The sequence below is a fragment of the Xylophilus rhododendri genome (assembly GCF_009906855.1).
GTDB classification, from domain to species: domain Bacteria; phylum Pseudomonadota; class Gammaproteobacteria; order Burkholderiales; family Burkholderiaceae_C; genus Xylophilus; species Xylophilus rhododendri.
Map to the genome: position 1 here is coordinate 5,801,115 of NZ_CP047650.1, position 23,352 is coordinate 5,824,466.

Sequence of the window (23,352 nt, forward strand, 5' to 3'; positions counted from 1 at the left end):
GTCTTAAGCCCTCGCCCCGTTGATGGAAACAGGCCCGAAGGGATAGGGCTTGTTCGGCTGGTCGATCCAGTCCATGAAGTCGGCGCGGGCGCCCGGAAAACCGATCAGCTTCCAGCCGACCATGCCCTTGTTGCCGCCGTAGATCGGGTCGGCGAAGAAGCCCTGGCGGGTGCCGGTCAGCAGATAGGTGAAGAACAGCTTGGTCGGCACGTTGGGCAGGTCGATCTTCTTGTCGTCCATCAGGTGCAGCACCTCTTCCTGCTGCGCCTTGTCCAGGGTGGCGAAGGTCTTGCCGCCGCGGTTCTGCCGGCACCAGGCGTCGCAGTCGGCGATGCCGTGGCGGAAGATGTCGCGCGGCGTCATGTTGTTCTGGTAGCCCATTTCCGGGACGGCATCCGGCTGGAACGGGCCCTGCATGTACCAGAGGCGGCCGTAGCCCCAGGGGGTTTCGAGCTGGCGGTCGATGAATTCCGGCACACCGGCTTCCAGCGCACCCGGGCCGAGGTCGTCGGCGGGGATGAGGTGGTCCACCACGGCATTGACGAAGGCCCACTCGCCGTCGTTGAGGTAGCTGGGGAATACTTGCCCGAACCCGCTTCGTGCGAAGCGGCCGATGCCGCGGCCGCCGGGGCCTTGGTGTCGCTGCAGGCGACCTGCGAGACCGCCGTGCCGGCGGCGATGCCGGTCGCGGGGACGACGGCGATGACACGGCGCAGGAATCCACGCCGCTGGTCGAGAGAGTCATTCATGGGGGCACTCCTTGTTGTGTCGGATCGACAAGGAGGTGACCCATGGGTCGCGATACCGGCGCGCGGACGGCGACCGTTCGAAGTCTGAAGGAACAGGGACAAGCCCCGTTCTCGCAGGCCTGCCAATGCAGGCCCGATGCCTTCGCCAGGTGCGCACCGGAGCGTCTCAAGTCCGCAAGGACCGGTCCGGCTCCGCCGACTTACTCAACACCACAACCCAAGCGCACCCACACTGGCCGAACTCTGATTAGGGTCGCGATGATACGGACTCACGCAAAGTTACCGCTGACATCCGCTGCTTGGCCGAGAAGAATCATCGGGTATACCCCGGCTATCCGGTGCTCGCGCCGCCCGCCAGCCGGGCCAGCATCTCGCGGGTGATCAACACGACGCCGCTGTCGGTGCGCTCGAAACGCTCGCTGTCCAGCGCCGCGTCCTCGCCCACCACCAGGCCCTCCGGGATCACGCAGGCCCGGTCGACCACCACCCTGGACAGCCGGGCGCCGCGGCCGACCTCCACGTCCGGCAGCAGCACCGCCTGCACGATCTGGCAGAAGGAATGGATACGCACGCCGGAGAAGAGCACCGAGTCCCGCACCGTCGAGCCCGACACGATGCAGCCGCCCGAGACGATGGTGTTGACCGTGGTGCCGTTGTTGCCGTCGCGGTCCACCACGAACTTGGCGGGCGGCAGCTGGCGTTGGTAGGTCCAGATCGGCCAGTCGGTGTCGTAGATGTCGAGTTCCGGGCTGAGGGATGCCAGGTCGAGGTTGGCGGCCCAGAAGGCGTCGATGGTGCCGACGTCTCGCCAGTAGGTGGCGGCGTCCGGGCCGCGGGCGCCGCGCGTCACGCAGGACAGGCTGAAGGGGTGGGCCAGCGCCCGGCCTTCCTTCACGGCGCGGGGGATGATGTCCTTGCCGAAGTCGTGCGAGGAGTCCGGATCCTGGGCGTCTTCCTCCAGCAGCTGGTAGAGGTATTTCGAGTCGAAGACATAGATGCCCATGCTGGCCAGCGCCAGGTCCGGATGGCCGGGCATGGCGGGCGGGTCGGCCGGTTTCTCCAGGAAGTCGGTGATGCGGCGGTCCGGGCCGGCCGCCATGACACCGAAGGCGGTCGCCTCCATGCGCGGCACCTCGATGCAGCCCACGGTGCAGCCCAGGCCGTGTTCTGCATGGTCCTTGACCATGATCGAGTAGTCCATCTTGTAGATGTGGTCCCCGGCCAGCACCACCACGTAGTCGTGTTTGGTGGAGCGGGTCTGGATGATGTCGAGGTTCTGGTAGACGGCATCCGCCGTGCCGCGGTACCAGTGGCCCTCGTCCACCCGCTGCTGGGCCGGCAGCACATCCACCATCTCGTTGAGTTCGGCGCGCAGGAAGCTCCAGCCGCGCTGCAGGTGGCGCATCAGCGAGTGCGACTTGTACTGGGTGACGACGGCCATGCGCCGGATGCCCGAGTTCAGGCAGTTGGACAGCGCGAAGTCGATGATGCGGAACTTGCCGCCGAAGTACACCGCCGGCTTGGCGCGGCGGTCGGTGAGCTGCTTGAGCCGTGAGCCGCGGCCGCCGGCCAGCACCAGTGCGATGGTGCGGCGTACGAGCTGGTGCGCCTGCAGGGGGCGCTGGGGTGCGGGATCGTTCATGTGCCTCCGGTCTTCCTTTTTTATGACGGGCCTGGCGGCCGCGGAAGGGGGGCTTGGTCAGCCGCCCCAGCGGATTCACTTTATCCGGGCTGGGGGGCTGTGTGTATCGGGATGGAACAGGGGCCGCGGCGAGCGCGGCCTGGCGGGGCATGGCCCCGCCGGAGCGGATCAATCCAGCGGGTACTTCGCGGCGCGGGCCGACAGCAAGGCGTCGTCCCGCGCGATCTGGGCCAGGAATTCGGCCGGGGTGCTGAACCGCGGCTCGCCGCCCGCCAGCGCGATGGCGTCCTGCACGTCCTCGAACCTGCCGCTTTCCTTCACCGCCTGGGCCAGGGCGGAGGTGATGCGCTGCGGCGTGCCCTTGGGTGCGAACAGGCCGTACCAGGTCACCGAATAGGCATGGGCCCAGCCGGCTTCGGTGCTGGTCGGCACATCGGGCAGGGCGGCGGCGCGCTGGTCGCCGTTGGTCGCCACGATGCGCAGCTGCCCGCTCTTGTGCAGCGGCAGGGCAGCCGTCAGGCCGGTGAAGGCCATGGTGAGGTTGCCGGAGACCAGGTCGCTGATGATCGGGCTGGTGCCCTTGTAGTTGACGATGGCCAGGTCGTGCAGGCCATAAGAGTCGGCGAACAGGCGGGCGCGCAGCTTGGAGCTGTTCTCGCCGGAGCCCGCCGAGCAGGCGGCGCCCGGCTTGCGGCAGTAGGCGGCGAGTTCGGCCAGGCTGTGGATCGGCAGCTTGCCGGTCACGACCACGGCCGTCGGCGACATCGACAGCGCCGACACCGGCTCCAGCCGCGCCACCGGGTTCACGCCCTTGAGGCTGCTCTGGTATTTCATGAGCAGCAGCGAGGGAACCTGCAGCAGCAGGGTCTGGCCATCGGGGCGGGCATCCATCACACGGCGGGTGCCGATCAGGCCGTCGGCACCGCCGATGTTCTCCACCAGCACCGGCTGGCCCCAGGCTTCGGAGAGCCGCCGCGCAACCGCCCGCGCGGTGGCATCGGTGCCGCCGCCGGGCGCATAAGGCACCACGATGGTCACGGGGCGGGAGGGCTTCCAGCCTTGCGCGGCCTGCTGGGCGTGGGCCGATGGCAGGGCCAGCAGGGCGGGAATCAGCAACAGAGCGGTCTTCATTCGGGTTTCACTCCAGCGGCAGCCGCCGCGCGGCCCCATTTGGCGATCTCGGACGGCATGAACTGGCGCATCTGCGCCACCGACAGGCGTTGCGGCTCGCTGCCGCCGGCGCGGATCGGCGCCATCAGCGCGTCCTGCCGGGTGGCGGCCTGCATTGCGGCGTTGAGCTTCTCGACGATGGCGGGCGGCGTGGCGGCCGGCGCGAACATCGCGGTCCAGGCGGCCACCTCGAAGCCGGCAAAGCCCTGCTCGGCCACCGTCGGCACTTCAGGCAGGCCGGAGAAACGCTCCTTGCTGGAGACCGCCAGCACACGCACCTTGCCGCTCCTGATGAGCGGCATCAGCACCGCGCCGGCGTCGAACATGGCCTGCACATCGCCCGCCAGCAGGCCGGTGACGGCGGCGGGCGAGCCCTTGTAGGGCACATGCAGGGCGTCCATGCCGGTGTCCGACTTGAGGATTTCCATGGCCAGGTGGGCGGTGATGCCCGCGCCGCCGGATCCGTAGCTGAGCTTGCCCGGGTGCGCCTTGCTGTAGGCCACCAGTTCGGCCAGGGACTTCACCGGCAGGGCATTGTTGACCACCAGGTAGGAGCGTCCGGTCGCGCCCATGCCGATGGGGGTGAAGTCCTTCAGCGTGTCGTAGGGCAGCCGGGCATAGAGCGCGGGGTTGATCGCCATCTGGCCCGAGGTGCCGAACAGCAGGGTGTAGCCGTCTGCCTCGGCCGCCTTCACGGTCTGCGCGCCCAGGATGCCGTTGGCGCCGGGCTTGTTATCGACGAAGACGGCCTGGCCCAGCGACTGCTGCAGGGCGGCGGCGAAGGCGCGGGCCGTCACGTCCACCGTCTGCCCCGGCGGGTAGCCGACGACGATGCGGATCTGGCGTTGCGGGTAGGCGGAATCCGGCTGGGCCAGGGCCGGGCGCCGCGCCAGCAGGCTGGTCATGGCGCTGGCGGAGGCGAGCTGCAACAGCAGGCGGCGGCGGGGAGGAGGGGCTTGTCTCGTGTCATGTTCTTAGGGGCGTTTCAGTTCTCGGGCTGCAGGTTCTCGCTGCGCACCACCTCTTGCCAGCGCTTGAGTTCGGCGAGATAGAACTGCTGCGCCGTCGCGGGCGAGGCCGGATCGGCTTCGAGTCCCAGGGTGCGCAGCTGCTGTTTCAGGCGCTCGTCCGCCAGGGCGCCGCGCAGCGCCTCGGACAGCCGCGCGGTCACTTCGGCGGGCAGGCCGGCCGGCCCGCCCAGGCCGTACCAGCTGACGACTTCGTAGCCCTTGACGGTCTCCGAGGCGGCCGGCACGCCTTGGGCCAGCCCGGTGCGCGAGGCCGTGGTCACCGCAAGCAGGTTGGCCCTGGCGGCGATCGGCGCGACCGAGGGCGGCGTGCCGAACTGGATGTCGAGCTGGCCACCCATCAGGGCCGCGGCGGTCTCGCTGCCGCCCTTGTAGGGGATGTGGGTCAGCCGGATGCCGGCATCGCGCTGCAGCACCAGGGCGGCGAGATGCGGCGTGGTGCCGATGCCGCCCGCGCCGTAGTTGAGTTTGCCGGGCTCCTTGCGCGCCGCCTCGATGAGCTGCGCCAGGCTGGTGATGCCGGAAGTCTTGGGCACCGCGATCAGCATCGGGCCGCGCGCCACCATGCCGACCATCTGGAAGTCGGTGGCCGGCTTGTACGACAGCTGCTTGTACATCGCCGGCGAGATGGTGTTGGTGGAGGTCAGCAGCATCAGGGTGTAGCCGTCGGGCGCCGACCGGGCGAGCAGGCTCGCGGCCAGGGTGGTACCCGCGCCGGCGCGGTTCTCCACCACCACCGGCTGGCCCAGGCTGCGGCCCATGGCCTCGGCCAGCACCCGGGCCACGCCGTCGGCGCCGCCGCCGGCGGTGAAGCCGACCAGCAGCTTGAGCGGGCGTTCCGGGAAGGCGCCCGCCTGGGCGGCGGGGCAGAGCAGGGACGCCGCCATTGCCGCCGCGAGCACTGGCAGCAGGCGGCGCCTGATCGCTTGGGGAAATCTCATGGTGTGTCTCCGCTGATGGCCAGTTGCTGAAGTTCATGGACCAGCGCGGCGGCGTCGCCGCCATCGCCTGCGTGGTCGCTCAGTTGGAGGCAGCGCCGCAGCAGCGCCTGGCCCGAGCCGGCGCAGCGTCCCCAGCGCAGGCAGTCGTCGAGCTTGGCGGCCAGTTCGCTGTCGCTGGCGGGTTTCTGCGAGGAACCGTGCAGGGTGTCCACCCGGATCCGCAGGGTGCGGCCGTCGTGCAGGCGCAGTTCGAGTTCGGCCCATCGCGGCGATACCGGGCCTGGCGCCTCGTCGGTTTCGACTCGGGAGAAGAAGGCCTGCACCTCGGGGCGCTGCACGGCCGCGTCGGTGAAGCTGGTGAGGCGCACCGCGCCGTCGGCCAGGCCCGCGGCCATGGCGTACTGCATGCTGAACTTGCCCTCCAGGCCGCTGCGCGGATGCGGATGCACCAGCGGCACCAGTGCGCCGCGGCTGGTGCGCACCTGCATCCAGGCCACCTCGGCCAGCCCGATGCCATGCTGCTCGCGCAATGCCAGCAGGCCGTCGAGCGCGCGGTGGGTGGCGTAGCACATGGGATATTGCTTCACGTCCAGGCCGGCGCGGCTGAGTTCGAGGGGCGCGCAGCCGATGTCCGCCAGCATCCCCGCGGCGTCTTCGCCGTGGGCGTACAGCGCCACGTAGCCATGGGGGCCGTCCAGCGCATGCGGGCCCGCCTCGAAGCCGGCTTCCGCCAGGCAGGCGGCACGCACCCCGGCGGCGTTGGCATGGCCGGCCTGGAAACTCTTGGCTTCGGTGCCTACGTTCTCCCGCGTGCCGGCCGCCTGGGCCACGGCCAGGCCGATGGCGTGGCCGATACGCACGGCATCCAGACCCAGCAGATGGCCGCAAGCCACCGCCGCACCCAGCGCGCCGATGCTGGCGGTGGAATGCCAGCCACGGGCGTAGTGCTCCACCGCGATGCCGCGCGCGAGCTTGCAGATCACCTCCATGCCCACGGCGAAGGCCGGCGCCAGTCGCGCGGCCGGCAGCCCGCGCGATTCGGCCAGCGCCAGCAGGGCCGGCCAGAGCACGATGCTGGGATGGCCGCGCAGCGGCGGGGTGACATCGTCGTAGTCCAGCACATGGCCGGCGATGCCGTTCCACCAGGCGGCGATTTCCGGCGCGGCGCGTTCCGTGCGGCCCCAGAGGCTGGCGGCGGGCGGGGGCGATGTGGGCGGCAGCAGCAGGCCGGCGGCGCGCAGGTAGTCGAGCGCGGCCAGCGCGGCATGTTCGTGCCGGCCGCCGAGCGCCACGCCGAAGCTGTCGGCCAGCGAGCGGGCGCAGAGGCTCCGCTCGTTTTCGTTCAGCCGCCCGGCGTCGAAGTCGCAGGCGAAAGCGGCGATCAGCTGAGCGGCGCTGGCAGGCGCCAGATGGGGGTCGGGTGCGTTCATGCCGGCCTCAGGCAGCCATGGCGGCTTCGGTTTCGACCGCATCGCGCGGCAGGTAGGCGATGCCCTGCATCAGCCGGCGCGCGGTGCGGCCGAAGCCCAGCCGCTTGAAGCTGGCAGCTTGCGGCGCAGCGCCGGCCTCGGCCTCGCACACCACCGTCATCGCGCCCAGCGGATGGCCGATGCGCAGGCTCCCGGGCCGCGCGCCGGCGGCCGCTTCCCGCACCAGGGTGCCGGGTATGCAGGACATGGCGGCGATGCACATGGAGCCGGTGCCGGCCATGCTTTCGTGGCACTTGTTGTAGAAGATGAAGCGCGCCTGCAGGTCCATCTCCGCCGCCGCCACGGGCCGGCCCTGGCTGTCGGTGTAGTCCCGTGGCGGGGCCACCAGCACCACCAGGGGCAGGGCGGGCGACTCGGTCTCGGCGGCGCGCCAGTCGCTGGCCAGGCCGATCAGCGCGGCGGCTTTGCCACGCAGTTCCTTCAGCGTGGCGATGAGGGTTTCGTCCGCGTCGATGGCGACGGGCAGGGGCAGGGCGGGACCGGTGCAGCCCACATCCGCGGCACGCACGAAGACGCAGGGGTTGGCCACGTCGCCGATGCTGGCCTCGATGCGCCGGCCGTCTTCCAGGGCGATGGTGTCGATCGCATGGCCGGTCGGCATCACCTTGCCGGTCTTGGCGCCGGTGGTGGCGCGGTAGTCCATGAAGATCTCGGCGCCGGTGCCCGGCACGCCGGGGATCGCGAAATCGCCGCTGACCTTGACCCGGCCGTGCTGCACCGGCACATGGGCGATCAGCAGCTTGCCGGTGTTGGTGTTGAAGATGCGTACCTGGGTCACCGGACCCTGCGCCGCCACCATGCCGGAATCGATGGCGAAGGGCCCCACGCCCGCCGAGATGTTGCCGCAGTTGCTGGTGTAGACCACCAGCCCGCGGCCGGGCGGCACGATGCCGTAGGTGTAGTCGACGTCGGCATCGGGCCGCTGCGACGGCGCCACGATGGCGAGCTTGGCGGTCACCAGGCGGGAGCCGCCCAGGCCGTCGATCTGCAACAGGTCCTGGCTGCCGAGCGCGGCCTTGAGCATGGCATCGCGGCGCGGGCCGGGCGGCGGAAGGTCGGCGGCGCTGAAATACAGGCCCTTGCTGGTGCCGCCGCGCATCAGGGTGCAGGGCAGGGCGATCTGTTCGTGGTCGGTTTCGGTCTGCATGTGTCTGTCTCCGTGGTCTCAATCGGTCGGCGGCGGGCTCAGGCCACCGGCTCCCACACCCAGGGCCGGGCGAGGCGGTCGGCGGCCTGCCAGGCGAGGATGGTGTCGCGGCGCTGCAAGGTGCGGCTCACGTCGTCCAGGCCGTCGAGCAGGGCGGCGCGTTTCATCGGGTCGATGGCGAAGCCCTGCACCCGGCCGCCGGGAAACACGACTTCGTTGCGCTGCAGGTCCACGCCGACGGCCGATCCATCGGCCGCCAGCGCCGCCAGCGCATCCAGGGCATCGCGCGGCAAGGCCACCGGCAGCATGCCGTTCTGGAAGCAGTTGTTGAAGAAGATGTCGCCGAAGCTCTCGGCGATGACGCAGCGCACGCCGCTGCCGGCCAGCGCCCAGACGGCGCCCTCGCGCGAGGAGCCGCAGCCAAAGTTGCGGCCGGCCAGCAGGATGGGCGCGCCGCGGAAGGCCGGCTGGTTGAGCACGCAGCCGGGGTCCTCGCTGCCGTCGGGGCGCAGGCGCAGGGCCTCCATCGCATAGGGGCCGAGCTGGCCGCGCTCGAAGGCGGCCAGGCGCTCGATGCGGATCACGGTGTCGGTATCGACGTTGTCCAGCATCAGCGGCGCGGCCGGGCCGGTCACGGTGGTGAAGGGGGTCATCTCACAGCTCCCGGGGATCGGCGATGGCGCCGGCCAGCGCGCTGGCCACCGCTGTCGCGGGACTGGCCAGATGGGTGCGCACGCCCTTGCCCTGGCGGCCCACGAAATTGCGGTTGGAGGTGGACACCACCCGCTCGCCCGGCTCGGCGATCTCGCCGTTGGCCGCCACGCACATGCTGCAGCCGGGCTCGCGCCAGTCGAAGCCGGCCTCGATGAAGCGTTGGTGCAGGCCTTCCCGCTCCGCCTGGCGGCGCACGTTCTCGGAGCCCGGCACCACCCAGGCGGTGACATGCGGCGCCACCCGCAGGCCGGGGCGCAGCAAGTCCGTGGCGGCACGCAGGTCGGAGATCCGCGAGTTGGTGCAGGAGCCGATGAAGACCCGGTCGATACGCTGGCCGCGCAGCGCGCTGCCGGCCGCCAGGCCCATGTACTGGCGCGCCTCCCGCCAGGCATCGCGCCGGGCTTCGTCGGGCGCATCGTTGTCCAGCGGCACCCAGCCGGCGATGCCGGTGCCCTGCTCGGGGCTGGTGCCCCAGGTGAGCTGGGGTTCGAGCGCGGAGATGTCGATGTTTTCCTCCCGGTCGAAGGCCGCGCCCGGGTCCGAACGCAGGCCGCGCCAATGGGCCACGGCCTGGTCGAACAGCGCGCCCCGTGGCGCGAAGGGCCGGCCGGCGAGGTAGTCGAAGACCTTGTCGTCCGGCGCCACCAAACCGACCTTGGCGCCCATCTCGATGGACAGGTTGCAGACCGTCATGCGCTCCTCCACCGACATGGCCTCGATCGCCGGGCCGGCATATTCCACCGCATGGCCGGTGCCGGCGGCCGCGCCCAGCCGGGAGATGGCATGCAGGATCACGTCCTTGGCGGCCACCCGATCGGGCAGTAGACCCTCGAAGCGGATGCGCATGCTGCGCGGCTTGCGCTGCATCAGCGTCTGGGTGGCCAGGGCGTGCATCAGCTCGGAGGAGCCGACGCCGAAGGCCATGGCGCCCAGTGCGCCGTCGGTGCAGGTATGGCTGTCGCCGCAGATCACGGTGGTGCCGGGCAGCACGATGCCCATCTCCGGACCCATCACATGCACGATGCCGTGGCCCGGCTGGCCCAGATCGAAGAACCGGATGCCGCGCGACCGCGACCCGTCCTTCAGACGCGACCACAGTTGCGCGCCGCCGGCGAAGGTGGTGCCGGTGCGGCCGGGCGCGGTGGACACCATGTGGTCCGGCGTGGCGAAAGCCAGTTCGGGCCGGGCCACCGGCAGCTGGCGTTCCTCCAGCTGGCCCAGGCTGCGCGAGCCGGACATGTCGTGCAGCAGTTGCCGGTCGATGTGCAGCAGTGCCCAGCCATCGCCGAGCTCTTCGATCACATGGGCCTGCCAGAGCTTGTCGAACAGGGTGGTGGCAGGCGTGCTCACGATGTCTTGGCCTCCGCCTGCGGTGCGTCGCGGAAACGGGTGCGCATGGCATTCCATTCGTCAGCGCCCCAGCGCCGGAAACGCTCGGCCACCGGCACCGACTGGGCCGACACCGGAGGCTTGCGGGTCTCGCGCAGGCCGTGCAGGGCTTCGTCGCAGGCGCCGACCACCGCGCCGATCAGCAGGCTGGGCAGGATGGCCAGCCGGTAGCCCATGGCCTGGGCCGCGTCCAGGCCCACATCGGGTGTCTTGCCGCCGCGCACGATGTTGAGCAGGCAGGGGCCGTGGACCCGCTGGGGGATGAGGGCGAGTTCCTGCATATCCTGCGCGGCCTCGACGAAGGCCATGTCGGCACCGGCGGCCAGTGCGGCGTTGGCGCGGGCGATGGCTTCGTCGAAACCGATGACGGCGCGTGCGTCGGTGCGGGCGATGATGAGGAAGTCCGGATCCACCCGTGCCGCCACCGCCGCGCGGATCTTGGCGATGAAGTCCTCGCGCGAGACGACTTCCTTGCCGTCGAGGTGGCCGCAGCGCTTGGGCGCGACCTGGTCCTCGATATGGCAGCCGGCGAGCCCGGCGCGTTCGTACTCGCGGATGGTGCGGGTGACATTGAGCTCGTTGCCGTAGCCGGTGTCGGCATCGGCGATCACCGGAATGCCCACCGACTGCGCCATGACAGCCGCCGCCTGCGCCATCTCGGTCAGGGTGAGCAGGCCGAAATCCGGAAAGCCGCGCGAGGCGGACACACCGGCCCCCGTCATGTAGGCGCAGGCGAAGCCCGCCTGCTCGATGGTGCGGGCGGTGATGCCGTCGTATCCGCCCGGTGCGGCGACCAGGCCGGGCGCGGCCAGCAGGGCACGCAGCTGGCGACGGGGTGAAGAAGGGGTGGCAGGCGACATGGGCGGATACCTCGACGGCAAAACAGGGCAGGGCTGCGGCGGCAGCGAATCAAAGACGTACTAAGTCTATAACGTCCTAAATAAATGATGTCATAGGGTCGATACACTTGACACATGAAGCCAACCGCCGCACCGCCGCTGCCACGCAAGACCGGCCTGCCCCTGCACCACCAGTTGTTCGTGGTGCTGCGCGACCAGATCCTGCGCGGCCTCTATCCGCCGGGCGCCGCCATTCCCAACGAGGCGCGGCTGTGCGAGCTGTTCGGCGTCTCGCGCATCACGGTGCGGCGCGCGGTGGCCGACCTGGAGGCCGAGGGCCTGCTGGAGAAACGCCATGGCCACGGCACCTTCGTGCGCCACGAGCTGCCCGCGCAAAGGCCGGCGGCGACCCTGGGGTTCATCGATTCATTGCGCAAGCAGGCGCAGAACACCGAGGTGCAGGTGCTGGAGCTGCTGACCGGCCCGGCGCCGGCCGTCGTCGCCCTGCAGCTGCAGTTGGCCGTGGGCGAGGCGGCGATCCATGCCGTGCGCCTTCGCTCGGCGGGCGGCCGCCCCCTGATGGTGACGGATGCCTGGGTGCCCGAGCACCTGGGCAAGGGCATCACCCGCGCGGCGCTACGCAGGCAGGGGCTCTATGAAATCCTCATGGCGCAGGGCGTGCGCTTCGGCCGGGTGGTGCAGGAGATCACCGCCTTGTCGGCCGATCCGCATTACGCCAGGCTGCTGGCCGTGGCCGTCGGCTCGCCGCTGCTGCGCATGACCCGGTTGCTCTATGGAGCCGACCGCCAGCCGGTGCAGCACCTCACGATTTCCGTCACGCCGGAACGCAGCCGGATCCTGATGGATGTGTCCAACGAGAGCGTCAACACCCTGGGGGCCGGGCAGATTACCCATGACGCGGCGGGTGCTGGCGACATGTGATTGCCAGGGCGATGATCGGATCTTGGCGACCGCGTCGGATGTCGTTGCTGGCAGGCCGCCGAAACCCAGCCGGCATCGCGGCAGCAAGCCACCAGGTGCACAATCGACCCCAACCTGGACATCCCATGAGCACCACCCCTCTCCTTGACGACGATGCCGACAGCGCCTTGACGCGCGATGCGTTGCGCACCTATGCGCGCAACGCAGGCCAGCGCGCTCATGACCAGGGCTTGGCGGTGCGCGGCTTCGTGCTGCGGGCGCGAGGTGACGAGCTCGTGCGCGAATCGCGCGATGGTTCCGTGGCGGTGCTGCGCCCAATGGCTCCTGCCCAGCAGGTCCGCGCCGGACTGACCCTGCATAAGCGCCGCTGAAGCATTGGTTCCGCCAGCCTTCGAGACCACGCGATCGTGCCTCGACTACGTGTATTCGCAGGGCCCAATGGTTCAGGCAAAAGCACGCTGGTGGCTGTTTTGCCGCCGGAGTGGATAGGTGTCTATGTCAACGCCGACGATCTCGAACTTTCCCTGCGCAACAATGGATTTTTCGACCTCGCGGCCTACCAGCTGCAAGAGGACGCCGAAACGAGATTCGAGGATCTGCGTATGTCGCTGCAACAGTCCAGGCGGATCACGCCGCGGCAGGTGCAGGGCGTCATCGCCGGTTAGATCCTGCAGCAAAGCCGGATCCACATCCCCGTAGCCGTGGTCGACTCCTACCTGGCCGCCACGATCTGCGATTTCCTGCGCCAAGAATTGCTGGCCTCGGGGCGAGACTTCACCTTTGAGACGGTGATGTCGCATGGCAGCAAGGTGGATTTCATGCGCGAAGCGCAACGCCGTGGCTACCGAACCTACCTGTATTTCATCGCGACCGGTGACGCGGATATCAACATCGACCGGGTCGACCAGCGGGTGGCGCTGGGCGGCCACCCTGTGGACCCGGCCACGGTGCGGCAGCGCTATGAACGCTCGATCGCCCTGCTGCTGCAGGCCTGTGAGGCCGCTAACCGCGCTTATGTTTTCGACAATTCCGGCCAGGCGCATCAGATGCTCGCGGAAGTCACGGACGGCGATGAACTGACCTTGCACAGCGACACGCTACCGGCCTGGTTCACCGGCTCGGCGCTGTGGCAGGCTTTTCAGGCGTGATGCACACAGAGGCCGAGGCCAAGGACGCCACTGGTTTCGAACGGCGTCACTCCTCCCGCCCGCCGATGCCCAGCAGGGCCAGCAGCGCCTGGAAGACGTTGAACAGGCTGAGGTAAACGCCCAGCGTCGCCGTGATGTAGTTGGTTTCCAGCCCATCCTTCACCCGCTTGAGGTCATGCAGGATGAAGGCCGAGAAGACGCCGATCGTCAGCACCGCGATGGTGATCATCAGCGCGCCCGACTGTAGGAAGACGTTGGCGATGCCCGCCACCAAGATCATCAGCGCCCCGATGAAGAGCCACTTGCCCATGGCCGACAGGTCGCGCTTGATGAGGGACGACAGGCCGGCCATGCCCAGGAAGATCGCGCCGGTGCCGGCGAAAGCCGTCATGACGAGGGCCGCACCGTTGCTCTGCCCCAGCACGCTGCCGACCAGGCGCGAAAGCATCAGCCCCATGAAGAAGGTGAAGGCCAGCAGCACGAACACGCCGGCCGCCGAGTGCTTGGTCTTCTCGATGGCGAACATGAAGCCGAATGCGCCGCCCAGGAACAGCAGCAGGCCGATGCCGGGCGACAGGGCGGCGGCCATGCCGGTGGCCACGCCCACCCAGGCGCCCAGCACGGTCGGCACCATGGACAGGGCCAGCAGCCAGTAGGTATTGCGCAGGACTTCGTTGCGCCCGGCGCTGACGGCGGCGGACGAGCCGCCGTCGTAGGTCTGAATGTTCTCGTTCATGGGGTCACCTGTTTGGGTTCGTTCGAATCCGGCCGCCGGCTTTTTCTTACTTGGCCGCGGCGCGGGCCGCTTCGGCCTTGGCCTTGGCCGCGTCGGCCTTGTGCTGCAGTTCCTGGGCTTCCTTGTCCGCCGCCGCGGCTTCGGCCTGCCTGGCGTTGGCGGCCTCCTTGTCCGAAGACATGCCGCCGGCCAGCGCGCTGCCGGCCATGGAGCCGACGACACCGCCCACGACGGCGGCACCGAGGGTCGAGCCCATGCCGGGGCGCGGTGCCGCCGCGGCGGGTACGGCGGCATCAGGTGCCGCGGCAGCGGGTGCAGCCGACGCCGCCGGAGCCGGTGCAGCGGCCGGAGCCGGCTTGGCGGGCGCCCGGCTGAAGCTCGAAGTCGACGACTTGCCCCCGCCCATGCGCTTGGCATGCGCCACCGAGGGCAGCGCCAGGGACACGACGGTCACGGCCATCACCGCGGCGGCGGTGGAACGAATGGAGAAAGAAGTGCGCATGGTGCAGTTGTCCTTGAGTTGGGGAACGCGGCCGGTATTTCGGCCGAGACCTGAACTTAAGGCGGGAAACGAATCGAAAAAAGAAGAAGATATGAGAACGTAGTTCCCGAAAAACCGGAAGATGAGCCAAGCCTTCAACCATCGCCACCTGTACTACTTCTGGGTCGTCGCCAAGGAGGGCAGCATGTCGCGCGCCGCCGAGACGCTGGATATGGCGGTGCAGACTGTCAGCGCGCAAGTGCGCGAACTCGAGCGCGACCTGGGCTGCCAGCTGTTGCGGCCCGCTGGCCGCGGCCTGGCCTTGACCGAAGCCGGAACCGTCGCGATGCAGCAGGCCGAGCAGATCTTCCAGCTGTCGCAGGCGCTGCCCGAACAGGTCCTGGCCGCCGCCCAGGCGCCGGCGGCGCGCCTGGCGGTGGGCATTGCCGACGGCCTGCCCAAGCTGGAAGTGCAGCGCCTGCTGCAGCCGGTGCTCGGCGTGCCCCATCTGCGCCTGGTCTGCGACGACGGCGAAATGGCCGACCTGCTGGCCGACCTGGTCCTGCACAAGCTCGACGTGGTGCTGACCGATCACCCCGCACCGCCGAACGCGCAGCTACGAGTTCACAGCCACTCCCTGGGCGCGTCGGACATCGGCTGGTACGGCTCGGAGAAATGGTGGACGCTGGCGCACCAGGGCTTTCCCCTCTCGATGCGGGACGTGCCCATGCTGCTGCCCACCTCGCACTCGGTGGTGCGCGGCCAGCTCGACCGCTGGCTGCATCAGAAGGGCCTGCGGCCCAAGGTGGTCGGCGAGATCGAGGACAGCGCCTTGCTGGAAACCTTCGGCAGCACCGGCCTGGGCGTCTTCCCCGCGGCGATGGACATCGCAGAAGCGCTGCAAAAGCGCAGCCAGGTCCGGCTCATCGGCGCCTGCGACGGCGTGCAGGAGCACTACTACGCCATCAGCACCGAGCGCAAGGTGATGCATCCGCTGGTGCAGCAGATGCTCCGGCCGGCGTCCGCCAGGTGATGGGAGGACACGCCCTGGCGCGTGCCCCCGCTGCGCCTAGATGGCCGAACCACCCGAGACGAACAAGGTCTCGCCCGTGATCCACCGCGCCTCGTCGCTGGCCAGGAACGCGGCCGGCAGGGCGATGTCCTCGGGCTGGCCGATACGGCCGAGCGGCGTGGTGGCGACAACCTGCTTCTCGAAGTCGCTGCCCAGGAAGCCCGCCGTATCCGTGCCTTCGGTCGCCACCATGCCGGGGTTGATCGCGTTCACCCGGATGTTCTTCGGGCCCAGCTCCTTGGCAAGCACCCGGGTGATGGTGTCCACCGCGCCCTTGGTGCCCGAGTAGATCGACGATCCCGGAGGCGCCAGGGTGCTCACCACGGAGCTGATGTTGACCACGCTGCCGCCGCTCGCCGGAAACAGCGGCAGCGCCGTCTTCACGGTGAGCAGGGTGCCCATGACGTTGGTGTCGAACTGGCGCCGGTACTCCTCGGTGGTGACCGACTCGATCGGGCTGAACGAATAGACGCCCGCGTTGTTGACCAGCACGTCGACACGGCCGTAGGCCTTCTTCACCTCGTCGAACAGGCGCACGACTTCGGCTTCCACCGCCACGCTGCCGCCGATGGCGACCGCCTTGCCGCCGGCCGCGGTGATGTCGGCCACCACCTTGTCGGCGCCCTCCTTGCTGGAGGAATAGTTCACCACCACCGAAGCGCCTTCCGCGGCCAGGCGGCGTGCGATGGCCGCGCCTATGCCCTTGGATGCACCGGTGACGACGGCGACCTTGTTTTCGAGTTTGCCCATGATGTTTGTCTTTCACGATCGGATGAATCGCGGACTCGGGCCATGGCCGGCGACCCTGTCCGGTCCGCGCAGCATCAGTATTGGTTGGCCGCTGGATTTACAGAAGCCACGGGATTGGGAACTGAGTGTTGGCGAGCGGCGAACAAAGACTGGGCCATGGCAGCGCTGTCCTACGCCGACCCTGAAGATTTGCCGCCAAGCCGGACTCGCGAGGCCCTGGAGGATGAAGTCCTGATCCAACTTTTCCCAGGAGAGCACCTTGTCCGACCGCCTCACCATGCAAGACCCCCGCGATCAATATCCGAAGCCGCCTTTTCCCCTGCAGCCGCAAGCGGTGCCCGGCAAGGCCTCCCGCATGGAGCCGGTGCCCGACCATGGCGAGACGAGTTACCAGGGCTCGGGCAAGCTCAAGGGCCGCAAGGCCCTGATCACCGGCGGCGACAGCGGCATCGGACGCGCCGCGGCCATCGCCTATGCACGCGAAGGCGCGGACGTGGCCATCGCCTATCTCCCGGCCGAGCAGGCCGATGCGGACGAAGTCATCCGCCTGATCGAGGCCGAAGGCCGCAAGGCGCTGGCACTGCCGGGCGACGTCACGGACGAAAGCTGGTGCCGCGAACTCGTCGCCAAGACCGTCGACACGCTGGGAGGCCTCGACATCCTGGTCATCAACGCGGGCCGCCAGCAGAACCGCAAGGACATCTCCCAGGTGACGACCGAAGACTTCGACAAGACGCTGAAGACCAACCTCTACGCCCTGCACTGGATCGCCCAGGCCGCCGTGCCGCACCTGCCGGCCGGCGCGGCGGTCATCACGACGGCCTCGATCCAGGCCTACGAGCCATCGGCCATCCTGCTCGACTACGCCACCACCAAGGCCGGGATCGTGGCCTATACCAAGGCGCTGGCCAAGCAGCTGTTGAAGAAGGGCATACGCGCCAACGTGGTGGCGCCGGGGCCGTTCTGGACGCCGCTGCAGTCCTCGGGCGGACAGCCGCCGGAGAAGGTCACCGAGTTCGGCACGGAAAGCGCCTACGGCCGGCCCGGCCAGCCGGTGGAGATCGCGCCGGTGTATGTGCTGCTGGCCAGCCAGGAAGCCAGCTTCATCAGCGGAGAGGTGTACGGCGTGACCGGCGGGGCCGGCGTGGCCTAGGCCTGCTTCCTGCCGGGCGGCGGCCGACGCCCGCATAAGCAAGCGCGGAAATCTTCTTTTCCGGGACGGCCGGGCCCCCTAGGCTCGTCGTCTTTGCCTTGCACACCCAGCGCCATGAATGCATTCGTTTCCCTCTCGGAACCCAGCGCGGCCCAAGACCCGGCCCTGCCGGGCTCTGACGTCCTGCGGCGCCTCACCGAGACCATCGCCCAGGGCGCTTCGGAGCGTGACCAGCAGCGCATCCACCCCTACGAGGCGGTCGGCCTGCTGCGCCAGGCCCGCTACGGCGCGCTGCGCCTGCCGCGCGAACACGCCGGCGGCGGCGCCACGCTGCGCCAGCTGCTGGGCTCGGTGCTGGAGCTGGCGGCGGCCGATTCCAACGTGGCCCATGTGCTGCGCAACCATTTCTCCTTCGTCGAACGTTTCGTGCTGCCGGCGCCCGGCCAGGCCCCGAGCCGCTGGCTGGACGCGGTGGCGCAGGGCGCGATCTTCGGCGTGGCCGCCGGCGAGCTGTCCACCGCCGCGGTGGGCGACGGCAGCCTGGACACCACCGTCGTGCCCGATCCGGCCGGCGGCTGGCGCCTGAACGGCATCAAGTTCTACAGCACCGGCAGCCTCTACGCCGACTACGTGGCGGTACGCGCCAGCCTGCCCGACGGCCATGCCGCCACCGCCGTGGTGCCGGTGGACCGGGCCGGCGTGCGGCTGGACGACGACTGGTTCGGCATGGGCCAGCGCCTCACCGGCACCGGCACCACCCGGCTGACCGATGTCCACCTGACCGGGGACGAACTGCTGCTGGACCGCGACGGCCACGACTACCGCATCCCCTACAGCTCGGCCATCGCGCAGCTCTTCCTGACCACCGTCAACGCCGGCATCCTGCGGGCCGTGCAGCACGAGGCGGTCGCGCTGGTGAAGCGGCGCGGCGACCGCAATTTCGCCCACGGGCTGGCGGCGCGGCCGGAGGACGATCCGGTGCTGCAGCAGGAGATCGGCGAGATCGCCAGCGCCGCCTTCGCCGCCGAGGCCACGGTGCTGGCCGCGGCCGATGCACTCGACCGGGTGGCCGAGTCGCGCCAGCGCGGCGCGCACGACCGGGAACTGGCCCTGCAGGGCGCCCTGGCCGCGTCCAAGGCCAAGGTGGTGGTCGACAGCCTCACGCTGCGCGCCGCCACCCAGCTCTTCGACGTGGGCGGCGCCTCGGCCGCCACCCAGCGCTACAACCTCGACCGCCACTGGCGCAATGCCCGCACCCTGGCATCGCACAACCCGGCCAGCCTGAAGGCACGTCTGCTCGGCCAGTACGAGGTGCACGGCACGCCACTGCCCACGGGCGGCTTCTTCTGAATCCTTAAAGCCGCAAGCCGGCCTGTTTCATCAGGGGCAGGACTTTCTGCCCGAAGTGGGCCAGGTCGGGCTCGAAGTCGAAGAAGCTCAGCTGCACGCCGCCGATGCCGGTGGCCTGCAACGCCAGGAACTGATCGACGATCTGCTGGGGCGAGCCGACCAGCACCAGGTTGCCGCCCACGATGCGGTGCTCGCGCAGCCGGTCCTTCTTCCAGCCCTGGGCATCGCTCACCGCGCCGCGGGCGATGAAGCCGTCCACCGCGCCGTCGTCGGCGCCCGCGACGATGGCGCGGTAGTAGTCCCAGGCTTCCTGTTCGGTGTCGCGGCAGACCACGGTGGGGTTGATCAGGATACGCACGCTGCGGCCAGCCTCGGCGGCGGCCGCCTGGATGCGGGCGTTGTGCGCGGGCAGGGCGGGCAGGGCCTCGTCGATGCCGGTGCCGCCGGGGCTGGGGGTGAAGACGATGTCCGAATGCCGCGCCGCATAGGCCATGCCGGCGGGCGAACCGGTGGCGTTGACCAGGATGGGCCGGCCGTACAGCGGCTTGGGAGTGACGTAGGCGCCGGTGGTCCGCCAGAACTCGCCCTGGTAGTCCAGGTTGCCCTCGGCCGCCCAGAAGCCTTCGGCGATGCGGGAGAACTCGTCGGCCATGGCGTAGCGGCGGTCGTGCTCGGCGCGCTCCATGCCGAACATCGGCGCCTCGTAGGCCAGGTGGCCGGTCACCAGGTTGATGCCCCAGCGGCCCTTGGAGATGTGGTCCAGCGTGGCGCCGAATTTGGCCAGGTGCAGGGGATGCCAGGGGCCGTAGAGCACATGCAGGGTGCTGATCAGCAGGATGCGGCTGGTCAGCCCGCACAGCGCCGCCGTGGCCATGAAGGAATCGATGGACTGTTCGCGGTACTGCATCGCGCCGCCATGGCCGCCCTTGCCCACCCACTGGGCCAGGCCGAAGGCCAGGTCGAAGCCCAGGGCCTCGGCCTGCAGGGTGAGGCGGCTGTTGTAGTCGAAGCTCCAGTCGGTGCCACGCGGCGCGGTGGAGGCCGACCAGCCGCCGCTTTGCAGCGGCAGAAACAGGCCCAGCAGCATCGGCTGGCGCAGCACGGCGGAAAGCGGGCTGTGGGGAAATTCGGCGGGGGAGCGGGGAACAGGCAGTGCGGACATTCGGGGAAGCGGGGCCGCCAGCGCGGCACTTTGAGGGGTCAGGCAGCCAGGGGAAAGTCCTGCCGCGCCCGGCCGGGCATGGCGGCCAGCAGGCTGCGGGTATAGGCGTGGCGCGGATGGCGGAACAGCTCGCCGGTGGCGGCTTCCTCCACCACCCGGCCGTGCTGCATCACCGCGATGCGGTCGCAGACCTGGGCGGCCACCCGCAGGTCGTGGGTGATGAAGACGATGGACAGGCCCAGGCGCCGGCGCAGGTCTTCCAGCAGGGCCAGCACCTGGGCCTGCACCGAGACGTCGAGCGCGGAGACCGGCTCGTCCGCCACCAGCACCTCGGGTTTCATGGCCAGGGCACGCGCCAGGCCGATGCGCTGGCGCTGGCCGCCGGAGAACTCGTGCGGCAGGCGGCCCAGCGCGTCGGGCGACAGGCCGACCAGGGCGAACCACTCCTTGGCCTCGGCTTCGGCCCGGGCTCGCGGAACGCCCTGGGCCAGCGGGCCCTGGATGACGGAATCGCCGACGCGGCGGCGCGGGTCCAGCGAGCCATAGGGGTCCTGGAACACCATCTGCACCCGCGGGTCCGGTCCGGGGGCGGCATCGCGGCCGGCCACCTGGATGCGGCCGCCGTCGCTGCCCAGCAGGCCGACCAGGCAGCGCGCCAGGGTCGACTTGCCGGAGCCGCTCTCGCCCACGATGCCGAGCGTGCTGCCGCGAGCCAGTTTCAGGCCGACGCCGTCCAGGGCATGAGTGACCCGTTGATTGCGCAGCCAGCGCGAGCCGCTGCGGTAGGTCTTCTGCAGGCCCTCGGCGGCCAGCACCTCTTCGCCGCTGGCGGCCGGGGACGGCTCGCGCGGCAAGCCGTGCGGCACGGCGGCCAGCAGCGCCCGGGTATAGGCATGGCGCGGCGAGCCCAGCACCTCGCGTGCACTGCCCGACTCCACGACGCGCCCGTGCTGCATCACCGCCACCCGGTCGGCGATGTCGGCCACCACACCGAAGTCGTGGGTGATGAAGAGCACGGCGGTGCCGCGCCGCTGCTGCAGCTCGCGGATCAGCTTGAGGATCTGCGCCTGCGTGGTCACGTCCAGCGCGGTGGTGGGCTCGTCGGCCACCAGCACCCGCGGATCCAGCGCCAGGGCCATGGCGATCATCGCCCGCTGGCGCTGGCCGCCCGAGAGCTGGTGGGCATGGGCCTGCAGCGCGGCGGCGGGGTCGGCGATCCGCACGTCCTGCAGCAGCTGCAGGCAGCGGGCCTCGATCTCGCGGCGGCGCAGCCCGGTGTGCGCGCGGAAGATCTCGGCCAGCTGCTGGCCGATGGTCATCAGCGGGTTGAGCGCGCTCATCGGCTCCTGGAAGATCATGCCGATGCCCGCGCCGCGGATGCGGCGCATGGCGGATTCGGGCAGGGTCGCCAGGTTCTGGCCGTCGAACAACACGCCGCCCGAAATAATGGGCAGGGCGCCCGGCAAGAGGCGCGTGACGGCGGCGGCCGCCACCGACTTGCCCGAGCCGCTCTCGCCGACCAGGCAGAGCACCTCGCCGGCCTGCAGGCTCAGGTTCAGGTCTTGCACGGCATGGGCGCGGTCGGCACCCGGGGGCAGGGCGACGGTGAGCCGGTCCAGGCTCAGCACGGCGGTATCTCTCGGTTGGGCGGTCGACATCAGAAGGCCCCTCGCTGGCGCGGGTTGAGCAGGTCGGTCAGGCCGTTGCCGATCAGGTTCAGCGCCACCACGGTCAGGAAGATGGCGGCGCCGGGCAGGGCGGTCATGTACCAGGCGGTGCGCAGCACCTCGCGGCCCGAGCCGATCATGCTGCCCCAGGAGGCGATGTTGGGATCGCCCAGGCCCAGGAAGGACAGCGAGGCCTCGGTGAGGATGGCGTGGCCGATCAGGATGGACACCATCACCAGCGCCGGCGTCAGCACATTGGGCAGCACATGCAGCCACAGGATGCGGCCGTGGCGCAGGCCCTGCAGCCGGGCGGCTGCCACGAACTCGCTGGCGCGCAGGCGCAGCGCCTCGGCGCGCACCAGGCGGGCGATGTTGGGCCAGCCGGTGACGGCGATGCCCAGCACGATGCTGGCCACCGTGGGCCGCAGGATCACCACCAGCACGATGGTGAAGACCAGCGAGGGCATGGTCTGGAAGATGTCGGTCAGCCGCATCAGCAGCGCATCGACCGCGCCGCCGAAATAGCCGGCGATGCTGCCCACCAGCAGCCCGCACAGGGCGGCCAGCAGGCCGGCCGCCAGGCCGATCAGCAGCGAGAAACGCGCGCCGTGCAGGATGCCGGCCAGCAGGTCGCGGCCCAGCATGTCGGTGCCAAGCGGATGAGCCGCCTCGCTGCCCGGCCACTGGTAGGGCCGGGCCACCATGTCGAGCGGATGGGGGCCGGTCAGCACACTCGCCAGCAGCGCGCCGGCGATCACGGCCAGCAGCAGCAGGATGCCGGCGAGCAGTCCGGGGCGGCGGCTCATGCACGGCCTCCCAGCTCGCCGATGCGGGGATCGAGCCGGCTGTAGAGCAGGTCGGTCAGCAGGTTGACCAGCATCACGAAGAAGGAGCTGAAGAGCAGGATGCCGAGCAGCAGGTTCACGTCCCGGCTGGTCACCGCGTACAGCGCCAACTGGCCCAGGCCCGGCCAGGCGAAGACCGTCTCGATGGTGATGGAGCCGGCCAGCAGCGCGCCGAACTGCAGCCCGGTCATGGTGACGATGGAGAGCATGGCGTTGGGCACGATGTGGCGCAGCACCACCCGCCAGCGCGACAGGCCCTTCGCGGTGGCGGTGCGCACGAAGTCGAGACGGTCCACCTCCAGCACCGAGGCGCGCATCAGCCGCGCATACACCGCCAGGTAGTAGAGCGACAGGCAGGCGCCGGGCAGCACCAGGTGGCGGGCCGCGTCCAGCCAATGGGCGGGGCCTTGCAGGTCGATGGTGATGTCCGACAGGCCGCCGGTGGGCAGCCAGCCGAGCTTGACCGAGAACAGCACGATCAGCATCAGCCCCACCCAGAACAGCGGCGTGGCGAAACCGATGGTGGTGAACAGCGAGACCACCGGCTCCACCCAGCGCCGCCGGGTGAGCGCCGCCCAGGCGCCGAGCGAGGTGCCGATCACCAGCGCCACCAGCAGGGCCGACACCACCAGCAGGGCGGTGGCGGGCAGCCGGCCCCAGATCAGGTGCATCACCGACTCGTTGGCGCGGAAGGACCAGCCCAGGTTCAGCGAGGCGATCTTCCGCAGGTAGTGGCCGAACTGCACCGGCAGCGGCTGGTCGATGCCGAACTGGCCGCGCAGCGCGGCCATGAATTCCGGCGTGGCCGCACCCGCCTCGCCGGCGATCACGTCGGCCATGTCGCCGGGCGCGGCTTTGAGCAGGAAGAAGTTCATCACGATGATCACCAGCGCCACCGGGATCATCTGGAACAGGCGCTTGAGGACGTACACCGGTG

General features: G+C 69.9%; 23 protein-coding genes and 1 pseudogene. 7 read left to right on the top strand and 17 right to left on the bottom strand.

The annotated features are described in order from the left end of the window. Window positions 1–3 precede the first annotated feature (3 nt). The 10 genes and pseudogenes from GT347_RS26895 to GT347_RS26940 form a co-directional block, all read right to left on the bottom strand. Window positions 4–749: pseudogene (locus GT347_RS26895) on the bottom strand (gluconate 2-dehydrogenase subunit 3 family protein). Between the two features lie 331 nt (window positions 750–1,080). Beyond that, window positions 1,081–2,391: a glucose-1-phosphate adenylyltransferase gene (glgC, locus tag GT347_RS26900; protein ID WP_160555105.1), complete on the bottom strand. Its 1,311-nt coding sequence runs from the start codon at window positions 2,389–2,391 to the stop codon at window positions 1,081–1,083. A gap of 168 nt (window positions 2,392–2,559) precedes the next feature. Beyond that, window positions 2,560–3,522: a tripartite tricarboxylate transporter substrate binding protein gene (locus GT347_RS26905; RefSeq protein WP_229722562.1), complete on the bottom strand. Its 963-nt coding sequence runs from the start codon at window positions 3,520–3,522 to the stop codon at window positions 2,560–2,562. Continuing rightward, window positions 3,519–4,466, bottom strand: a complete 948-nt coding sequence (locus tag GT347_RS26910; RefSeq protein ID WP_160555539.1) for a Bug family tripartite tricarboxylate transporter substrate binding protein — start codon at window positions 4,464–4,466, stop codon at window positions 3,519–3,521. Before GT347_RS26910 ends, GT347_RS26905 begins: the two co-directional genes overlap by 4 nt. An 80-nt stretch (window positions 4,467–4,546) precedes the next feature. Then, on the bottom strand, window positions 4,547–5,530 hold the full coding sequence (locus GT347_RS26915; RefSeq protein WP_160555107.1) for a Bug family tripartite tricarboxylate transporter substrate binding protein: 984 nt from the start codon (window positions 5,528–5,530) through the stop codon (window positions 4,547–4,549). Next, window positions 5,527–6,960, bottom strand: a complete 1,434-nt coding sequence (locus tag GT347_RS26920) for an MmgE/PrpD family protein (RefSeq protein WP_160555108.1) — start codon at window positions 6,958–6,960, stop codon at window positions 5,527–5,529. Before GT347_RS26920 ends, GT347_RS26915 begins: the two co-directional genes overlap by 4 nt. A gap of 7 nt (window positions 6,961–6,967) precedes the next feature. Next, on the bottom strand, window positions 6,968–8,167 hold the full coding sequence (locus GT347_RS26925) for a 2-methylaconitate cis-trans isomerase PrpF family protein (RefSeq protein ID WP_160555109.1): 1,200 nt from the start codon (window positions 8,165–8,167) through the stop codon (window positions 6,968–6,970). A 38-nt stretch (window positions 8,168–8,205) separates the two neighbouring features. Beyond that, on the bottom strand, window positions 8,206–8,820 hold the full coding sequence (gene leuD, locus GT347_RS26930; RefSeq protein ID WP_160555110.1) for a 3-isopropylmalate dehydratase small subunit: 615 nt from the start codon (window positions 8,818–8,820) through the stop codon (window positions 8,206–8,208). 1 nt (window position 8,821) lies between these two features. Then, on the bottom strand, window positions 8,822–10,231 hold the full coding sequence (locus GT347_RS26935; RefSeq protein WP_229722564.1) for a 3-isopropylmalate dehydratase large subunit: 1,410 nt from the start codon (window positions 10,229–10,231) through the stop codon (window positions 8,822–8,824). Beyond that, window positions 10,228–11,130: an isocitrate lyase/PEP mutase family protein gene (locus GT347_RS26940; RefSeq protein ID WP_160555112.1), complete on the bottom strand. Its 903-nt coding sequence runs from the start codon at window positions 11,128–11,130 to the stop codon at window positions 10,228–10,230. The genes GT347_RS26935 and GT347_RS26940 overlap by 4 nt, the downstream gene beginning before the upstream one ends. 114 nt (window positions 11,131–11,244) lie before the next feature. Between GT347_RS26940 and GT347_RS26945 the strand changes: the two genes are divergently transcribed. From GT347_RS26945 to GT347_RS26960, 4 genes are all read left to right on the top strand, one after another. Further along, entirely contained in the window at window positions 11,245–12,051 is an 807-nt protein-coding gene (locus tag GT347_RS26945; protein WP_160555113.1) for a GntR family transcriptional regulator, read from the top strand. 125 nt (window positions 12,052–12,176) lie between these two features. Next, window positions 12,177–12,422 (top strand): hypothetical protein, encoded by a 246-nt coding sequence (locus tag GT347_RS26950; RefSeq protein WP_160555114.1) that lies wholly within the window; start codon window positions 12,177–12,179, stop codon window positions 12,420–12,422. Between the two features lie 90 nt (window positions 12,423–12,512). After that, the gene (locus GT347_RS26955) at window positions 12,513–12,716 is read left to right on the top strand and encodes a hypothetical protein (RefSeq protein ID WP_160555115.1); all 204 of its coding nucleotides are present in this window, start codon (window positions 12,513–12,515) and stop codon (window positions 12,714–12,716) included. A gap of 36 nt (window positions 12,717–12,752) precedes the next feature. After that, complete coding sequence (locus GT347_RS26960; RefSeq protein ID WP_160555116.1) at window positions 12,753–13,199, top strand: zeta toxin family protein; 447 nt, start codon at window positions 12,753–12,755, stop codon at window positions 13,197–13,199. A 46-nt stretch (window positions 13,200–13,245) separates the two neighbouring features. Here GT347_RS26960 and GT347_RS26965 read toward each other — a convergent pair whose 3' ends face one another. Both GT347_RS26965 and GT347_RS26970 read right to left on the bottom strand, forming a co-directional pair. Further along, window positions 13,246–13,935 (bottom strand): Bax inhibitor-1 family protein, encoded by a 690-nt coding sequence (locus tag GT347_RS26965; RefSeq protein WP_160555117.1) that lies wholly within the window; start codon window positions 13,933–13,935, stop codon window positions 13,246–13,248. A gap of 46 nt (window positions 13,936–13,981) precedes the next feature. Further along, a complete protein-coding gene (locus GT347_RS26970; RefSeq protein WP_160555118.1) occupies window positions 13,982–14,437 on the bottom strand; it encodes an ABC transporter substrate-binding protein in 456 nt (151 codons plus the stop codon). A gap of 121 nt (window positions 14,438–14,558) precedes the next feature. Here GT347_RS26970 and GT347_RS26975 point away from each other — a divergent pair, with 121 nt between their 5' ends. Beyond that, on the top strand, window positions 14,559–15,449 hold the full coding sequence (locus GT347_RS26975) for a LysR family transcriptional regulator (RefSeq protein ID WP_160555119.1): 891 nt from the start codon (window positions 14,559–14,561) through the stop codon (window positions 15,447–15,449). Between the two features lie 36 nt (window positions 15,450–15,485). Here GT347_RS26975 and GT347_RS26980 read toward each other — a convergent pair whose 3' ends face one another. Next, the gene (locus GT347_RS26980) at window positions 15,486–16,238 is read right to left on the bottom strand and encodes an SDR family NAD(P)-dependent oxidoreductase (RefSeq protein WP_160555120.1); all 753 of its coding nucleotides are present in this window, start codon (window positions 16,236–16,238) and stop codon (window positions 15,486–15,488) included. 277 nt (window positions 16,239–16,515) lie between these two features. On the opposite strand from GT347_RS26980, the gene GT347_RS26985 reads away from it, so the two are divergent. Together GT347_RS26985 and GT347_RS26990 are read left to right on the top strand one after the other, a co-directional pair. Continuing rightward, window positions 16,516–17,391, top strand: coding sequence for an SDR family oxidoreductase (locus GT347_RS26985; RefSeq protein WP_229722957.1), 876 nt, complete (start codon window positions 16,516–16,518; stop codon window positions 17,389–17,391). A 114-nt stretch (window positions 17,392–17,505) separates the two neighbouring features. Then, window positions 17,506–18,741, top strand: coding sequence for an acyl-CoA dehydrogenase family protein (locus tag GT347_RS26990; protein ID WP_160555122.1), 1,236 nt, complete (start codon window positions 17,506–17,508; stop codon window positions 18,739–18,741). A 4-nt stretch (window positions 18,742–18,745) separates the two neighbouring features. Here the strand turns inward: GT347_RS26990 and GT347_RS26995 are convergent, their stop codons facing one another. Genes GT347_RS26995 through GT347_RS27010 form a run of 4 tightly spaced genes read right to left on the bottom strand, consistent with a single transcriptional unit; the run spans window position 18,746 to window position 23,347 of the window. Continuing rightward, on the bottom strand, window positions 18,746–19,903 hold the full coding sequence (locus GT347_RS26995) for an LLM class flavin-dependent oxidoreductase (RefSeq protein WP_160555123.1): 1,158 nt from the start codon (window positions 19,901–19,903) through the stop codon (window positions 18,746–18,748). Between the two features lie 38 nt (window positions 19,904–19,941). Next, the gene (locus tag GT347_RS27000; protein ID WP_160555124.1) at window positions 19,942–21,561 is read right to left on the bottom strand and encodes a dipeptide ABC transporter ATP-binding protein; all 1,620 of its coding nucleotides are present in this window, start codon (window positions 21,559–21,561) and stop codon (window positions 19,942–19,944) included. Further along, on the bottom strand, window positions 21,561–22,376 hold the full coding sequence (locus GT347_RS27005; RefSeq protein ID WP_160555125.1) for an ABC transporter permease: 816 nt from the start codon (window positions 22,374–22,376) through the stop codon (window positions 21,561–21,563). Before GT347_RS27005 ends, GT347_RS27000 begins: the two co-directional genes overlap by 1 nt. Next, window positions 22,373–23,347 (bottom strand): ABC transporter permease, encoded by a 975-nt coding sequence (locus GT347_RS27010; protein ID WP_326830371.1) that lies wholly within the window; start codon window positions 23,345–23,347, stop codon window positions 22,373–22,375. The genes GT347_RS27005 and GT347_RS27010 overlap by 4 nt, the downstream gene beginning before the upstream one ends. Window positions 23,348–23,352: the final 5 nt, after the last annotated feature.

Coding starts and splice junctions, on each gene's coding strand:
- leuD (WP_160555110.1), bottom strand. CDS start 8,820: ATGACCCCCTTCACCACCGTGACCGGCCCGGCCGCGCCGCTGATGCTG.
- GT347_RS26950 (WP_160555114.1), top strand. CDS start 12,177: ATGAGCACCACCCCTCTCCTTGACGACGATGCCGACAGCGCCTTGACG.
- GT347_RS26990 (WP_160555122.1), top strand. CDS start 17,506: ATGAATGCATTCGTTTCCCTCTCGGAACCCAGCGCGGCCCAAGACCCG.
- GT347_RS26995 (WP_160555123.1), bottom strand. CDS start 19,903: ATGTCCGCACTGCCTGTTCCCCGCTCCCCCGCCGAATTTCCCCACAGC.
- GT347_RS26905 (WP_229722562.1), bottom strand. CDS start 3,522: ATGAAGACCGCTCTGTTGCTGATTCCCGCCCTGCTGGCCCTGCCATCG.
- GT347_RS26970 (WP_160555118.1), bottom strand. CDS start 14,437: ATGCGCACTTCTTTCTCCATTCGTTCCACCGCCGCCGCGGTGATGGCC.
- glgC (WP_160555105.1), bottom strand. CDS start 2,391: ATGAACGATCCCGCACCCCAGCGCCCCCTGCAGGCGCACCAGCTCGTA.
- GT347_RS26910 (WP_160555539.1), bottom strand. CDS start 4,466: ATGACCAGCCTGCTGGCGCGGCGCCCGGCCCTGGCCCAGCCGGATTCC.
- GT347_RS26945 (WP_160555113.1), top strand. CDS start 11,245: ATGAAGCCAACCGCCGCACCGCCGCTGCCACGCAAGACCGGCCTGCCC.
- GT347_RS26965 (WP_160555117.1), bottom strand. CDS start 13,935: ATGAACGAGAACATTCAGACCTACGACGGCGGCTCGTCCGCCGCCGTC.
- GT347_RS27005 (WP_160555125.1), bottom strand. CDS start 22,376: ATGAGCCGCCGCCCCGGACTGCTCGCCGGCATCCTGCTGCTGCTGGCC.
- GT347_RS26985 (WP_229722957.1), top strand. CDS start 16,516: ATGCAAGACCCCCGCGATCAATATCCGAAGCCGCCTTTTCCCCTGCAG.
- GT347_RS26980 (WP_160555120.1), bottom strand. CDS start 16,238: ATGGGCAAACTCGAAAACAAGGTCGCCGTCGTCACCGGTGCATCCAAG.
- GT347_RS26925 (WP_160555109.1), bottom strand. CDS start 8,167: ATGCAGACCGAAACCGACCACGAACAGATCGCCCTGCCCTGCACCCTG.
- GT347_RS26920 (WP_160555108.1), bottom strand. CDS start 6,960: ATGAACGCACCCGACCCCCATCTGGCGCCTGCCAGCGCCGCTCAGCTG.
- GT347_RS26975 (WP_160555119.1), top strand. CDS start 14,559: ATGAGCCAAGCCTTCAACCATCGCCACCTGTACTACTTCTGGGTCGTC.
- GT347_RS26940 (WP_160555112.1), bottom strand. CDS start 11,130: ATGTCGCCTGCCACCCCTTCTTCACCCCGTCGCCAGCTGCGTGCCCTG.
- GT347_RS26915 (WP_160555107.1), bottom strand. CDS start 5,530: ATGAGATTTCCCCAAGCGATCAGGCGCCGCCTGCTGCCAGTGCTCGCG.
- GT347_RS27000 (WP_160555124.1), bottom strand. CDS start 21,561: ATGTCGACCGCCCAACCGAGAGATACCGCCGTGCTGAGCCTGGACCGG.